The organism is Paenilisteria rustica, from assembly GCF_013820765.1.
Classification (GTDB): domain Bacteria; phylum Bacillota; class Bacilli; order Lactobacillales; family Listeriaceae; genus Listeria_A; species Listeria_A rustica.
In genome coordinates, this window is the sequence record NZ_JABJVM010000001.1 from 105,311 (window position 1) to 120,289 (window position 14,979).

11 protein-coding genes are annotated in these 14,979 nt (G+C 42.0%); 4 read left to right on the top strand and 7 right to left on the bottom strand.

Features of this window, described 5'->3' with window-relative positions:
* Positions 1–3: 3 nt before the first annotated feature.
* Entirely contained in the window at positions 4–657 is a 654-nt protein-coding gene (locus HPK16_RS00485) for a TetR/AcrR family transcriptional regulator (RefSeq protein ID WP_425487900.1), read from the top strand.
* Positions 658–946: 289 nt separating this feature from the next.
* Here HPK16_RS00485 and kdpDN read toward each other — a convergent pair whose 3' ends face one another.
* The 7 genes from kdpDN to ltaS form a co-directional block, all read right to left on the bottom strand.
* A complete protein-coding gene (kdpDN, locus tag HPK16_RS00490) occupies positions 947–2,098 on the bottom strand; it encodes a KdpD-like non-kinase potassium sensor (RefSeq protein WP_181675066.1) in 1,152 nt (383 codons plus the stop codon).
* A 15-nt stretch (positions 2,099–2,113) separates the two neighbouring features.
* Positions 2,114–2,668 (bottom strand): potassium-transporting ATPase subunit KdpC, encoded by a 555-nt coding sequence (kdpC, locus tag HPK16_RS00495; RefSeq protein ID WP_181675067.1) that lies wholly within the window; start codon positions 2,666–2,668, stop codon positions 2,114–2,116.
* A gap of 12 nt (positions 2,669–2,680) precedes the next feature.
* A complete protein-coding gene (kdpB, locus tag HPK16_RS00500) occupies positions 2,681–4,711 on the bottom strand; it encodes a potassium-transporting ATPase subunit KdpB (RefSeq protein ID WP_181675068.1) in 2,031 nt (676 codons plus the stop codon).
* 12 nt (positions 4,712–4,723) lie between these two features.
* Positions 4,724–6,397, bottom strand: a complete 1,674-nt coding sequence (kdpA, locus tag HPK16_RS00505; RefSeq protein ID WP_181675069.1) for a potassium-transporting ATPase subunit KdpA — start codon at positions 6,395–6,397, stop codon at positions 4,724–4,726.
* 19 nt (positions 6,398–6,416) lie between these two features.
* Positions 6,417–6,494 carry a K(+)-transporting ATPase subunit F gene (gene kdpF, locus HPK16_RS17160; RefSeq protein ID WP_077913797.1) on the bottom strand — a complete coding sequence of 26 codons (78 nt, stop codon included), beginning with the start codon at positions 6,492–6,494 and terminating at the stop codon, positions 6,417–6,419.
* A 418-nt stretch (positions 6,495–6,912) separates the two neighbouring features.
* Positions 6,913–8,151, bottom strand: coding sequence for a dicarboxylate/amino acid:cation symporter (locus HPK16_RS00515; protein ID WP_181675070.1), 1,239 nt, complete (start codon positions 8,149–8,151; stop codon positions 6,913–6,915).
* A 119-nt stretch (positions 8,152–8,270) separates the two neighbouring features.
* On the bottom strand, positions 8,271–10,259 hold the full coding sequence (ltaS, locus tag HPK16_RS00520) for a lipoteichoic acid synthase (protein WP_181675071.1): 1,989 nt from the start codon (positions 10,257–10,259) through the stop codon (positions 8,271–8,273).
* Positions 10,260–10,717: 458 nt separating this feature from the next.
* Between ltaS and HPK16_RS00525 the strand changes: the two genes are divergently transcribed.
* The 3 genes from HPK16_RS00525 to HPK16_RS00535 all read left to right on the top strand — a co-directional run bounded on the left by HPK16_RS00525 (position 10,718) and on the right by HPK16_RS00535 (position 14,975).
* Positions 10,718–11,380, top strand: a complete 663-nt coding sequence (locus tag HPK16_RS00525) for a sortase (RefSeq protein ID WP_181675320.1) — start codon at positions 10,718–10,720, stop codon at positions 11,378–11,380.
* Between the two features lie 418 nt (positions 11,381–11,798).
* Positions 11,799–12,260, top strand: coding sequence for a hypothetical protein (locus HPK16_RS00530; RefSeq protein ID WP_181675072.1), 462 nt, complete (start codon positions 11,799–11,801; stop codon positions 12,258–12,260).
* Between the two features lie 246 nt (positions 12,261–12,506).
* Entirely contained in the window at positions 12,507–14,975 is a 2,469-nt protein-coding gene (locus HPK16_RS00535) for a DNRLRE domain-containing protein (protein ID WP_181675073.1), read from the top strand.
* The last annotated feature ends 4 nt before the right edge of the window (positions 14,976–14,979 follow it).

Consider the following 14,979-nt stretch of genomic DNA (forward strand, 5'->3'; position numbering starts at 1 on the left):
ACAATGACTGAAAGTAAAGACATTCTGACGCAAATGTTAGAGGTAGCAGAGCAGGATAAAAAAATGAGTGAGAAGCAGAAAAAAATTGTGGCGGCTGCGATTGAATTGTTTGCGGAACGTGGCTTTGCAGCGACGTCAACGAGTGAAATTGCGAAGCGCGCTGGTGTTGCGGAAGGGACGATTTTTAGGCATTATAAGACGAAAAAGGATTTGCTGACGTCAATCACAGTGCCGATTATGATTGATAGTGTGGCCCCATTTTTAGCGCAGGCTTTTGTAGCGGAGGTTTTTGAGCAGGAATATCCTGATTTCCGGACTTTTTTAATAGCGCTTGTGAGGAATCGGTTTGAGTTTGCGCGCGAGAATAGTCAGGTGATTAAGATTTATTTGCAGGAATTACTGTATCACGAGGAGATGCGAGAGCAGTTTTCGAAGGTATTTATGGTGCATGTGAAGGGTCAGTTTGATCGGATTATTGGCTTTTATAAAGAGCGCGGGGAAATTAATGAGATGCCAAATAGTACGATTATGCGGGCGCTGATTACGAATATTGTTGGGTTTTTGGTGACTCGGTTTATGATTATGCCAAACGCTGAGTGGGATGATGAAGCTGAGATTGAGCGGACTGTAAGTTGTATACTGAACGGGATAAGCTAGCAAAAAGGAGTCTGGACATAACCCAGATAAATCGGCGACAAGCGTTCGCATTCAGGGGATTTGGCGGACTTCCGGTTCTTCTACACTGCGTTTCGCATAACTTCTCACATGGTCGGGGAAACTACTCCCTCCCTGTTTTCAGTCATCACATACACCAGTATGCGCAGCTCTCCGGCTTCCACCAAATCCCCTGAATACAAACGCTTTCGCTCGATTTGTATAAAGCGGAATTTTTCGTCCTACCCGAAGAAATGGGAGGGCGCTTTTGCCTTGTCTCAGCTTCTTTTTGCTAATTTTTTCTAGAATCGGCGACTATATGAATATCGATACCGTCCGTTTCTCGCATAATGGCATTGACAACGGAACCCTTCGTGAGTTCTTCCAACCGTGTTTTTACGGATTGACCGAGAATGATTTGCGTGATGTGGTGATTTTTAGCGACATCCGTGATAACGTTGAAAATTTTACGATTATGGTTCGTTTCAATTAAAAACTGGGCATTGAAATCTTTTGCGAGCTTTTTCCAGGTTTCGTATTTTTTTCTGGTGTAGGGGTCAAGGTCACTCAAACTTCCAGGAATCGCCGTTAAAATAAATAGCTCTGCTCGCAAACGATTGGCAATTCGCCAGCCGCGACGGATTAATTTCTCGGCATTTTCGTCATTTTTAACGCAAACGAGTATTTTTTCATTCATGGCGGCGGCACGTATTTGGGCTTCTGTTTTGTCGGTTTTGTCATCGACGTCATCCGCTACTTCTCGAAGCGCCATTTCGCGAAGGGCGGACAGATTGCGTTGCGTGAAGAAATTTTCAAGCGATTGATTAATTTTATGACTAGCGTAGATTTTCCCTTCTCGAAGTCGTTTTTGAAGCGTTTCAGCAGAAACATCAATGAGGATGACTTCACTGGCTACGTCCAAAAGATGGTCGGGAATGCGCTCACGAACTTTAACCCCCGTAACGGTTTGCACGGCGTCATGCAAGCTTTCCAAATGCTGAATATTGACGGCAGACAAAACATTGATACGGTGATCGAGGATTTCTAGCACATCCTGATATCGCTTGCTGTGCTTCGAACCTGGAATGTTGGTGTGCGCTAGCTCGTCAATTACAACGACATCTGGGTTGCGTGCTAAAATCGCTGCGACATCAAGATCTTGGAAAACGGCGCCTTTGTATGGAATCTCTTTTAAGGGTATCGTTTCGAGATTACCAATCATGGCCGCGGTTTCTGGGCGATTATGGGTTTCGACAAGGCCGATTACGACATCAATGCCTTCGTTCAGCAAATCTTGAGCCTCAGAGAGCATCCGATAGGTTTTCCCGACGCCCGGAGCTGAGCCGATATAAATTTTCAGTTTGCCTTTTTTTAAGCGCTCGATTTCGGCAAGAATCTCCTCTGGGCTTTTGCGACGAAAGGAAAATTCGGTTTCTTCGGACATAGCAGTTAGACCTCCTTAATCGAGTAGTTTTTCCAAGGCTAAATTTAATTCTAAAACATTGACGCGTGGTTCACCAAAAATGCCAAGGGAGCGCGTTGTCGTGTTTTTTGTTACGAGCTCTCGAACCGTGTCAGGATTCAGTTTATTTGCTTTTGCAACGCGTTTGACTTGCAGTTTCGCGCTGGCGACCGAGATATCAGGATCAAGTCCGGAGCCTGAATTCGTGACTAAATCAGCAGGAATATTAGTGTGATTCATCGTTGGATTTTCTTTTTCAAGACGCGCAATCGACATTTCCACGCGTTTTTTCAGTTCTGGATTCGATGGTGCCAGATTCTTGGAACCACTTGCGCTGGCATCATTCTCAATAGATGAAACGCGGCCGTGGAAGAATTTTTCCGATGTAAAATTTTGACCAATCCATTTGGAGCCAACAATCTGGTCATCTTTTTTAATCAAAGATCCGTTCGCTTGGCTTGGAAAAATAACTTGTGCGACGCCGGTTGCGGCAAGTGGATAAATCAGGCCACAAATGACAGTGAAAACGAGACATAATCGTAATGCTTTCATCTTTTTTCCCTCCTACATAAAGACCGAAACGGCCATATCAATGACTTTAATGCCGAAAAATGGGGCAATGACACCACCGAGACCATAAACGAATAGATTTTTTTTGAGTAGCTTACTCGCTTTCATTGGTACATATTTGACACCCTTCATCGCTAGTGGAATTAGAATCGGGATAATCAAGGCATTAAAAATCAGTGCCGAGATAATCGCGCTAGTGGGGGAGTCGAGTTGCATAATATTCAGCTTGTCCATGGCAGGAATCGCGATGGCAAACATAGCTGGAATAATAGCAAAGTATTTCGCGATATCATTAGCAATACTAAATGTCGTTAACGCGCCACGTGTCATCAGCAACTGTTTACCAATAGACACGACCTCGATGATTTTCGTCGGATCAGAGTCAAGATCAACCATGTTAGCAGCCTCTTTTGCAGCGATGGTTCCAGAATTCATGGCGAGACCTACATCCGCTTGAGCTAGGGCAGGGGCGTCATTCGTTCCATCGCCAGTCATAGCTACGAGTTTTCCAAGCGCTTGCTCATCTTTAATGACTTGAATTTTGTCTTCTGGTTTGGATTCGGCGATATAATCATCCACACCAGCCTCCGCCGCAATCGTTTTAGCAGTCAGGGGATTGTCACCGGTACACATAATAGTCTTTATTCCCATTTTACGAAGCTCGGCGAATCGCTCTTGCATCCCTGGTTTCACGGTATCTTTCAAATAAATAAAGCCGTAAACTTCGGAATCAACCGAAACTGCGAGCGGTGTACCACCAAGGCGCGCGATGCTATCTCCAACTTCCTGCATCTCTGCTGGCAAAATTCCACCAAGATCAAGGACCCAGCGGCTAATCGAATCCGCCGCACCTTTGCGAATTTTGCGCCCGTCTTGGAGCGTGATCCCGCTCATACGTGTTTCTGCTTGGAACTCAATGACCTCAGTAATCTGCGCATCATCACTAGGAAAGGCGATCTCCATTCGTTTGGCAAGCGCTAAGACAGATTTGCCCTCTGGCGTATCATCTTTCAGCGAACTTATCGCGGCAATTTCAGCAATCTCCGCCACTGAATGCCCCCCAACAGGCAAAAATTCGCTCGCCATCCGATTCCCAAAAGTAATGGTGCCCGTTTTGTCTAAAATAATCGTATTGATGTCACCAGCAGCTTCAACAGCTTTCCCGCTCATCGCAAGGACATTAAAACGAGTCACCCGGTCCATTCCAGCAATACCAATCGCTGAAAGCAGGGCGCCAATCGTCGTTGGAATCAGACAAACAAGCAGCGCAACAAGCGTCGGGATCGACAATTCGACACCATTAAAACGGGCAATCGGATAAAGCGTTATAACCACAATCATAAAAATAATCGTGAGTGTAATAAGCAAAATTGTCAGCGCAATCTCATTCGGCGTTTTTTGACGCTTAGCACCTTCGACCATCGAAATCATTTTGTCAAGAAACGATTCACCAGGATTACTCTCAATCCGAACCTTAATCGAATCACTAAGTACCATCGTACCACCAGTCACCGAGGCGAAATCTCCACCGCTTTCTTTAATAACCGGTGCCGATTCCCCCGTAATAGCAGATTCATCAATCGAGGCGAGCCCTTCAATAATCTCTCCATCACTCGGTATCAAATCGCCCATTTCGACGAGAACAATATCTTCTTTATGCAATGTCGAGGCTGCAACTTCTTTTACCGAACCATCTTTTTGAATGAGTTTTGCCGTCGTATCTTGCTTCGTTTTTTTGAGCGAATCCGCCTGTGCTTTCCCACGACCTTCCGCCAAACTCTCTGCAAAATTAGCAAATAAAATCGTAACGAGCAAAATCAGAAACACGGTCAACTCGTAACCAAACGAAGCAGTGATTCCGAAAAATTGCGGAAAAAGCATGAGTAATAAGACAACAAATGTCCCAACTTCGACAACAAACATAACTGGATTTTTAATCATCGCTACTGGATTTAATTTCACAAAGCTATCTTTTATAGCAGTGAGCATCATTTCGCGGTTAAATAATACGTTCTTTTTCTCCATTTTCACACACTCCTATAAAGTTAAACTTTCTGCAATCGGTCCAAGTACGAGAACTGGCAAGAAGGTGAGGGCGCCGATAATGAGCACAACCATCACTAAAATACCAGTAAACAAGCCATTATCCGTTCTAAAAGTACCAATCGTCTCTGGAATGAATTGCTTGCGTGTCATCGAACCAGCCACTGCGAGCAAAAGAATAATCGAGAGATACCGACCTAAAAACATCACAATACCCGTTGTCATATTCCAAAACGTCGTATTATCGCTAAGCCCTTCAAATCCCGAGCCATTGTTCGCAGCAGAGGATGTAAACTCATACAGAACCTGTGTCATCCCATGGAAGCCAGGATTGGAAATCGCATCCGTTCCCGCCGATGTAAGAAGTGCCACAGCAGTGGGGACTAATATAATAATTGGATGTATCAGCAAGGTTAATGTAATCAATTTCATCTCGCGCGGCTCAATTTTGCGACCGAGAAACTCCGGTGTGCGTCCAATCAAAAGCCCGCATAAAAAGACGCCGAGCATTGCGTATATCAACATGTTTATCAAGCCAACACCATCACCGCCAAATACCACATTCAGCATCATCAGCGCGAGAGTCCCCATACCACCAAGCGGCGTCAGCGTATCATGCATATTATTCACTGAACCAGTTGTAGCGGCCGTTGTAATCGTACTAAATAGCGTGGAGCCCCCGAGCCCGAATCGCATTTCTTTGCCTTCCATACTGCCTTGCACGTTCGAAACACCAAGTTCCGTCAACACCGGATTCCCTGCTTTCTCCGACATAAAAATGAGCCCAAGAAACACGATAAACAAGACGAACATCGCTGAAAAAATGACCCAGCCTTGCTTTTGATTTTTAGCGAAGCGACCATATGTGTAGGTCAAGGAAGCCGGAATACACCACATCGCCAGCATTTCGAGTACATTCGTAAGTGGCGTCGGATTCTCAAAAGGATGCGCCGAGTTAGCACCGAAAAAGCCGCCGCCGTTCGTACCCAAGTGTTTAATCGCCTCAAGTGAAGCAACAGGTCCAAGCGCAATCGTCTGCTTCAAACCTTCGAGCGTCGTCACCGTATGCGAACTCGCCAACGTCTGCGGAACCGCCAATCCGACCAAAACAAGCGTCAAAATAAAAGCTAGTGGCAACAATAAGCGCGTGATTGCCTTTGTGAAATCCTCATAAAAATTGCCTAGCGTTTCGCCCTTACTCGTAATCCCACGAATAAAAGCAATCGCCACCGAGATCCCCGTTGCCGCCGACGTAAACATCATCATTGTAATAAAAATCATCTGCGTCATGTTCGTAAGCGCCGTTTCTCCGCTATAATGTTGTAGATTCGTATTCGTCATAAAACTAATCACCGTATTAAAAGCAAGCGTCGGATCAAGCCCCTTCAAACCATTAGGATTCGCCCAAAGCCCTTGCATAAAAACAATCACAAAACCAATAACCATTAAAATCCCATTGACCAAAACGAGTGAAAGGGCATACCGCTTCCAAGTCATCGCAGGACGCTCATTCAAACCAGCCAATCGGAAAATCCCAGCCTCAATTCTATCAAAAAAGCGATTTCCCTTTGTCGATGCCCCCGCAAAAATCTTGTACATGTAAGTCCCAAGCGGCTTGATTAAGCAAAACAAAATCAAAATGACAACAACAATTTGTAAAATCTCCATGTCCTCTTATCTCCCTCAACTAAAATTTCTCCGGATGGATTAACGCATAAACTAAGTAACCCAACAACAAAATCGCAAATAGCAGCATTATAATCATACATAAACCTCCCACAATTCAACATGCCGAGTTTTTGAGTTAGATTCCAATAAAAAACACCCCAGATTCATCATCCGCGGATCATAAGTAAGGAATCTAGATAAATAAAGTTTCATCTCCCTTTTCTTATCGCGAAATACAAGTTCTGTATCCTGTGATTCACGCCATATGCACTTGTTAAAAATCGATTTTCAAACGAAAAAATAGCGACCGAAAATCTTGAAACCCTAGTTATACCAGTACTTCATAAAGTGAACTATTATTTCTATTTCGAGCTATGCGACATATCATACTCCTAAATCTGAGAAAAGTAAACCTTAAATTAAAATAATTTTTCAAAGCATGGAGGAGCCCCAATTTTGGACAAAATAAAAAGACGGGAGGAGTCCAAAAAACTCCTTCCGTCTCACATATACATTTAAGCAAACTGTTTTGAAAGCCAGTTCTTACCTTCTACAAATCGGCTAACAAGCATCGCACAAACCGTGTTTCCTGTTGAATTCAATAATGTTGCAGGTATATCAATTATTGTACTGATGATCATAATCGTCCCAACGAGTTCAGGATTGAAACCAAACACCGCACAAATCATCAATTCCCCAGTCATACCGCCACTTGGGATCGCACCCATCACAGCACCAACAAGGAAGGCGACACCAATAATCGCGAGAATGCTCATCGGTGAGGTCATATCTTTCCCGAACAATGTAAACAGGAAGATAATCTTGATAATACCACCCATAACAGAACCATCCTTATGCGTATTAGCCCCAAGAGGAATGACGGTCTCCGCGATATCATCGGGAACGCCCATTTTTTTCGTCGCTTGCAAGTTAACCGGAATACAAGCCGCACTCGATGATGTAGCAATCGCTGTAATCGAAGGCGTAATCACGTTTTTCCAGTATACTTTGACACCTAACGGACCACCCGCAATAAAAGCGTACAAGGTAAAGGCGCCAAAATAATAAATAACCGCGAGCACTAAATAAAGCAAGAAAGAGTTCAAGTAACCATTAATAATTTGCGGTCCAAGTTTTCCGACTGTATCCGCAAAGTAACAGCCAAGACCAATTGGCGCGGCGTACATAATAACCTTCACCATTTTTAAAATAACTTCCGTCCCAGCGTTCAAAAAATCTGCTACCGGTTTTCCTTTCGCACCTGCCATCGATGTAGCAAGGCCTAGAAGGATCGAAAAGACAATCAAAGGCAATAAGTTAGATTTAGAGAATAAGTCCAGAAAATCAGGTACTGTGAACGTTTTGACAATGGTTTCGCCAATCGTCGAAGCAGTCGCCTCTGGAGCAGCCGGTAAGTTCTTGATAATCTGTGACATATCAACGCCTTTTAGCGGGTTATAAATCGTCGTGCCCACAAAAGCGATCACAGCAGCAATCAAGGCCGTCGTAAAGAATACCGCAAAAATGGTACCCATAATCTTACCAAGTCGCTTCATTCCTTGCATGTTCGCGATAGCACTCGAAACACTCAAGAATACAAGTGGCACAATCACGACAAACATCAAATTAAGAAACAATTCCCCAATTGGCCGCACCACCGATGTCTTATCTCCAAAAATAAGGCCAGCCGCACCACCGAGGATAATTCCAGCGATTAAGAATAAACTGAATGCGTAGTTTTTTAGTATTTTCATTATGTAGTAAACCTCCCTTTATCTTTTTATAGAATAGCATTTTAAAGCGCGAAAGGGAAGTGATTTTATAAAGAAAAAGGCTCCAATCCTAAAAATTGCTTAGAATCGGAGCCTTGATATTATTTCGTTTCTGTAGATGTCTCGTCTGTGCTTTCCTTATCAGTACTTGTTGTTTTATTCTTGTTGTTATAGTTGTACTTCGAAGGATCTGTTTTCTTGAAGCCTTCCGGTGTGTAGAAACGTAGCAAATCGCCTTGTAACACTTCATCGGAAAGTTCTAGCTCTTTGGCAACATTGTCTTTCGTTGCTTTCATAGCATCCGTCTCAGTTGTTATTTCTTCGCCTGTTTTCTGATTGTAGAACTTGCCGCCAATCATAGAATAAGCAGGAGTAATGAAATCACCGTTTCGGAATGGTACAACTTGTTTGGCATCTTTAGAAAGTAAGTCATTACCTAGTTGTACGTAGTTTTTCGTATCCGTACCTAGCAAGTGAAGTAGTGTTGGTAAAATATCGATTTCACCGCCGTACGTATCTTTTACGCCACCTTCAACGCCAGGAACACGAACCATGAATGGCACACGTTGCGCTTGAGCGTTTTGGTAAGCATCATAATCCGTACCAAGCACTTTACTCATAGCTTGCGCGTGATTATCAGAAATACCATAGTGATCGCCGTACATCACGATAACCGAGTTCTCATACAAACCGCTATCCTTCAAATACTGCACGAAACTTTTTACAGATTCATCTAAATAACGCGCTGTTTGGAAGTAACTATCCACCGAAGCATCACCAGTCTCAGCCGGTTTAATCGTCGCTTCATCTTCTGAAATTGGGTAAGGGAAGTGATTCGTTAACGTGATAAACTTCGCGTAAAACGGTTGTTTCAACGTTTCAATATACTTCTCTGATTCTTGGAAGAACGGCTTATCCTTCAATCCGTAGTTAGAAACATCTTTTTCGTTCATGTCATAATAACTAGCATCGAAGAAATGATTATAACCGAACTGCTTGTAAATTTCGTCGCGATTCCAGAAACTCTTATAGTTACCGTGGAAAACCGCTGAATCATAGCCTTGCTGACCTAAAATCGCAGGCGCTGATTGATACGTATTCTTACCTTTTGTCGAGAAGGCAGAACCTTGTGGAAGTCCGAATAAAGAATTCTCAAGCATCATTTCGGCATCGGAAGTTTTCCCTTGACCGGTTTGATGGTAGAAATTCGTGAAGCTAAATGTATTTTTGTCTTTAAAGAACGAGTTGATAAATGGTGTAACCTCTTCACCATGAAGTTTGTAACCAATCAAGAACTGCTGGAAACTCTCCAAGTGAATGTAAATCACGTTTTTGCCTTTCGCTTTACCAAAGTATTCTGGGTTCGGCGCGGCATAATTCGATTTCGTATAGTTCAACACTTCATTGACATCGCTACTATCGGCGAGGGCACGCTGCGTTGAGTTCTGGGTACTTTTCACGGCGTCATACAGCTGGAAGTTCGTCATACCAAGATATTTCACGATATACGTCCGGTCAAAAGTACGAGTTAACAGCTCCGGACGATCGATTTCAGCAAGACCTAAGTTTGCGAAGAACATCGCGACACCTAGCACCAAGACACCAACCGTTTTACGAGCACGAATACGCGCTTCTTTATTCGGTTTCACAACACGGAACACCAATAATCCAATCAGGAAAATGATATCCAAGAAGTAAAGCGCATCGGTCCAGTTCATTAAAGCGCCGATACTACCACTCTGTTCGCCAAGGCTTGACGCCTCTTTAATGTTTGGCAGTGTAATAAAATCACTGAAGAACCGGTAGTAAACCATGTTCGCAAACAAGACGATCGTTAATAGTAGATCGATGATGATAATCCAGACAAACGAGCGTCGACCTTTTGCAAATAAGGCAAGTCCCATAAAGAACACAGCCGAACTCAGCGGATTAATAAGTAATAAAAATTGTTGCATGGCATTCTCGATACCAAGATTAAATTCAGTTTGATAAGCAATATACGTTTTTAGCCAGAATAGAATGACGGCTAGAATAAAAAATCCGTAGTTCTTACTTAAGAAGCTGAGGACTTTTCCTTTCCATTCGTTCATAGTTCACCTCTCCTAATACTCTGTGTGAGTAAGTACTTTCATCTTTAATAGAATAAAAAAAACTGGGCTTTATATGTAAGAAGCGTTACGCTAATTCCAAACCCACGTTAATCTAATTGTAACATAACTTTAACAAAAACAAAACTAAAAAACATGCGTCTAGAGACCGAGTTCATTTAAGAATGCCTTCGTGGCGCGGAATATCGCTATTTGGATGGGATGTGTTGGGTGGTTTATTTGGGGATGGATTGGGGAATATAGGAAAGAGTTGGCGTGTATAAAAAAGAACCTAGTGTTGGTAGTTCCATCTGGGCTTTGCATTAAGTTAAGAATCTGTGGATCCTGCTTCAAAAGCCAGCCTTTCGGAAATTTCGAGGCTAACGGGCTTTCTAAGCTTTTCAATGTTGCATTAGACACTAAACCTACTATATAATATAAAGAATAGCAAGGAGGAATATATATTGAAGAAAACGATTGCAATTATCATTTTAATAGTTGGGTTACTTCTTGTACTTTCGCCGTTCATTAAAAGCGGGATTGTGAAGTACCTAAGTGAACGGGATTCGGTAACGAATTACAGTGCAGAAACGATTGAAAAAAATAATGACAGAGATGCGAACTTTGATTTCGCGAGCGTCGAATTACCGTCGATGACATCGGTTGTGAAAGGGGCAGCGGATTATGACAAAAATGCCGTTGTAGGCTCGATTGCTATTCCGAGCGTCGATCTTAGTTTGATGGTCTTAAAAGGCACAAACACAGCGAATTTACTTGCTGGTGCGACGACGATGCGATCGGATCAGGTCATGGGGAAAGGAAATTACCCACTTGCCGGACATCATATGCGCAACGGCTCGATGCTATTTGGTCCAGTGATGAATGTGAAAGAAGGCGCCAAGGTATATTTGACCGATTTGACGAATTTGTACACGTATGAAGTAACGAATACAAAAATCGTGAAAGATACAGAAGTTGGCGTGATTGATAATACGGAAGAGCCGCAAATTACGCTAGTCACATGTGATGTTGCGACGGAGACGGATCAACGTTTTATTGCAACAGGGAAATTGGTTTCGACAGAGAAGCTGACGAAAGAGAAGAAAGAAAAATATTTTGAATAAGATTTCGGAATGCGCTGCATGGAATTTAGATTCTATGTGGCGTATTTTTTTGTTGGTATTTAATGTTATATAACTATATTCCTAGTTCAAATAACTATAAATCTCAAATAATGTTAAAGAAATCGCCTTCAATGTTAAATATTTTGTAAAGAAGGTCCATATGTCATTGCTTGATTGGAAACTTTGTGATACTTTTAGTATGCATGTTGGAAAATAGAAGTAGAAGGGCATGCGAAAAAAGTGAAAGAGGGAGAAATAAGATGAAGAAATGGCTATCAAGAGTATTTGTAAGCAGTATGGCGATGATGTTGGTATTTTCTAGTGTACCCATCCTTGATGCACAAGCAGTAGACACGGCAGATCATGCTACAGTTACGGCAGAAATATCAGAGAAACTAGAAAAGAAAGCAGTGAGGTTGTGGAGGAACGAACGGATACAGAAATTGTATATGATAACCAAGATGGCTCCTTTACAAAGCAAATTTACACAGAACCGATTAATGTAAAAGAAGATGGCGATTGGGAACCAGTTTCCAATATGATGATTTTGGATGGTAGTGACAGCATCGCTCCTGAAAGAACTGAAATCAAGCCAACATTTTTCCCAGAAATGGAACAAGGAAAGTATAGCCAATTTGGCGAAGGTGATAATCAGATCACATTTGCTTTAGAATCAGCAGATGGGGAGCAAGGAAAAGAGGCTGTGAAAGATGTCTCGGCTACATTAAAGGATAATGAAGTTCGCTATAAAGATATTTTAAAAAGCACGGATCTTCGTAATCTAACGTTCAATACTTCCGTTAAAGAGGATATTGTTTTGCGCGAATACACGGGAGTACATAGTTACAATTTCAATGTAACGACTGCTTTAAAAGCTTAGAAGCTAGCGGATGGCTCGATTATTTTTAAAAATGGAGCTGGTGTTGTAGAATATACATTACCAAAACCAGTGATGACAGATTCGAATATTCATCCAGATACAGGGAATGCGACAGAGTCAGATGTAGTATCATTTGAGTTGAAGAATATCGCAGCTAATATTTATCAAATTACGCTCACTGCTGATCAAAATTAGCTGAAAGATAGCGCTCGTGTTTATCCAGTATACATTGATCCGAGTGTCCAATTGAAAAAAGTAGTAGACGCAGGCATTTCAAGCGTTGCACCGACTACAAACTATTCAGGAAGCAAATTATGGGATGCAGCTCTAAACGAATACGTGTTGAAAGTTGGTCGTTACGATGATACAACTGGATTTAATTACGCGTATATTAAGCCAGATACAAGCTCGCTAGCAAATGCGACCGTCGAATCCGCTACATTTAAAGCATACGCGGTGTGGCATTTTTCATCCACAGCGAAGAATCCAGTAAAATTAGAAGAAGTGACTGGCGATTGGACAACAGCAGGCGTAACATGGAACACACGCCCAACGACATTTAACGTCGGCTCAGTAGACATCGGCCGGAATCAGTGGGCAAGCTTTGATGTGACGAGCTCGGTTCGCGCCTGGACAACAGGAGTCCGTCCAAACAAAGGCTTCATGATGCACACCGTGAACCAGCAAGATCATTGGAAAAAATTCACGGCGACCGAGACAGGTAAAAATGTACCTTATCTAGAAGTAACGTACACGTATGATAAACCAGAGAAAGCAACGATAAAAACAGTATCTAATGGTGCTGGCACTGGAACTGGAACTGGTTACATGAATATGTCATGGGACAAGGTACCAGGTGCGATAGGCTACAAAGTTATTATCGGAAACGGCTACAATTATGAACAAATCGCAGTGGGAAATGTTACCTCATGGACAACAAAAGGAAAGAACATTTTCCCAACACAAGCAGAAATTGCGAGCGGTCTGTATAAATTCCATACTGATGGAAAAGGAACCGAATTTGCGAGTGATCCACGAGCGCTCTATGAAAATGGCTATAAAGCAGGTAGTACGTTTGGTTTGCGGAATCAGTTGAAATATATTGTGCGTATTTTAGCAATCTATCCAGGTGGAGATGGTCCTACATCTGACATTACCGATGCGTATATGCCACCAGAAACATTACCAGCGAAGCCAGGGAAGTCCGTTATTAAGACATTTTCTAGTGGTCCGGGAACTGGAACAGGTTACATGGATATTTCTTGGCAAGCAGTACCAGGAGCTATTGATTATAAAGTAGTAATCGGAAACGGTTATAACTATGAATATTTCAATACAGGCAATGTGACTAGTTGGTCAACAAAAGGGAAGAAGATATTTCCGACACAAGAAGAAATAGACAATAAACAATATAAATTTCATCAGGACGGAAAAGGTGTAGAATTTGCAAATGATCCGCGAGCATTGTATGAAAATGGTTTTCAAGCGGGGAGTACTTTCGGCTTAAGAAATCAAACCAAATATATTGTGCGTATTTTAGCAGTGTATTCTTGGGGGGATGGTCAGGCGTCTGATATTACTGATGCAACGATGCCGGTGGAGCAGATGGCAAAACCTACTGTCACAAGCCATCAAGATGAGACCACTGGTAAAAGTTATCTTGATATTAGCTGGGGTTTGTCATCTGGAGCTACGTCTTACAAAGTTGGTTTTTTCAATGGGTATAGCTACCAGTATTATGATGTAGGAAACAGTACTAAGTGGTCGACAAAAGAACAACCTATATGGCCGACTCGGGAAGAGATTGACGCTGGGAAGTATGAGTTGCATACAGATGGATTAGGTGGGAGTTTGCCTTTAGATCCTTCTAAAACATATGAAAATGCGTACACTTCAAAGCAAGCAAAGAACTATGGAGATCGTTTATATTATTATGTTCGAGTTATTGCTGTTTATAATGGGGAAGAAAGCCCAACTTCTGATGCAACTACTGTTACTATGCCAATGCTAGACTTTGAATTTTCCGATGTTAACACAACTTCTGACAATAAAGAGACTGGTATAATAAATCTGTCATGGGGCGAAATTGAAGAAGCTGCAGGCTATAAAGTTTGGATTCTTGATGGAGATGTATATAATAGTTATGATGTTAGTTCTTCCTATAGTTGGAGTTCTAAATCTAAGGGTATATGGCCAGCTAAAGAGGATATCGATAAAAAATTAAAAGGATTGAACAAAGATGGAAGTGGTAAGGAACTTTCGATCTCTCCTCAAAATGTATATCAAATTAATAACCCTAATTTCCAAGACACAGAAAATTACTATACAAGAATAACAGCGTATAACACTGAAGGCGAAACGATTGCATATATAAACAATCCAAAAGTTAATTTGGAGAATGCTAGCAAAATTGTGTTTAATGGCGAAAGTGTGGATTATCTAAAAATTTATGAACAAGCTATTGAAGAAGATGTTATTGAGCCAGAGAATATAACATATGAGCAGTTTTCCAAGAGATGTCGAGAAGAGTTATATCCAGTATATAAAGATGGTTTGGATCAAGGCGCATTTGAGACTGATATAGATTATGGAGATTGGATTAAAGCGAATAACTATGGACAGACACCTAAAGCAGATCAAGAGTTTGAAGATGTTACTTTGCTGTTGAGGGCGCAGTGGAATGGTTTTTATATTAAAGCTGGAGATATATCATAACTGA

Coding starts and splice junctions, on each gene's coding strand:
- kdpF (WP_077913797.1), bottom strand. CDS start 6,494: ATGATTATAATGCTGCTATTTGCGATTTTGTTGTTGGGTTACTTAGTT.
- HPK16_RS00515 (WP_181675070.1), bottom strand. CDS start 8,151: ATGAAAATACTAAAAAACTACGCATTCAGTTTATTCTTAATCGCTGGA.
- kdpA (WP_181675069.1), bottom strand. CDS start 6,397: ATGGAGATTTTACAAATTGTTGTTGTCATTTTGATTTTGTTTTGCTTA.
- kdpDN (WP_181675066.1), bottom strand. CDS start 2,098: ATGTCCGAAGAAACCGAATTTTCCTTTCGTCGCAAAAGCCCAGAGGAG.
- kdpB (WP_181675068.1), bottom strand. CDS start 4,711: ATGGAGAAAAAGAACGTATTATTTAACCGCGAAATGATGCTCACTGCT.
- ltaS (WP_181675071.1), bottom strand. CDS start 10,259: ATGAACGAATGGAAAGGAAAAGTCCTCAGCTTCTTAAGTAAGAACTAC.
- HPK16_RS00485 (WP_425487900.1), top strand. CDS start 4: ATGACTGAAAGTAAAGACATTCTGACGCAAATGTTAGAGGTAGCAGAG.
- kdpC (WP_181675067.1), bottom strand. CDS start 2,668: ATGAAAGCATTACGATTATGTCTCGTTTTCACTGTCATTTGTGGCCTG.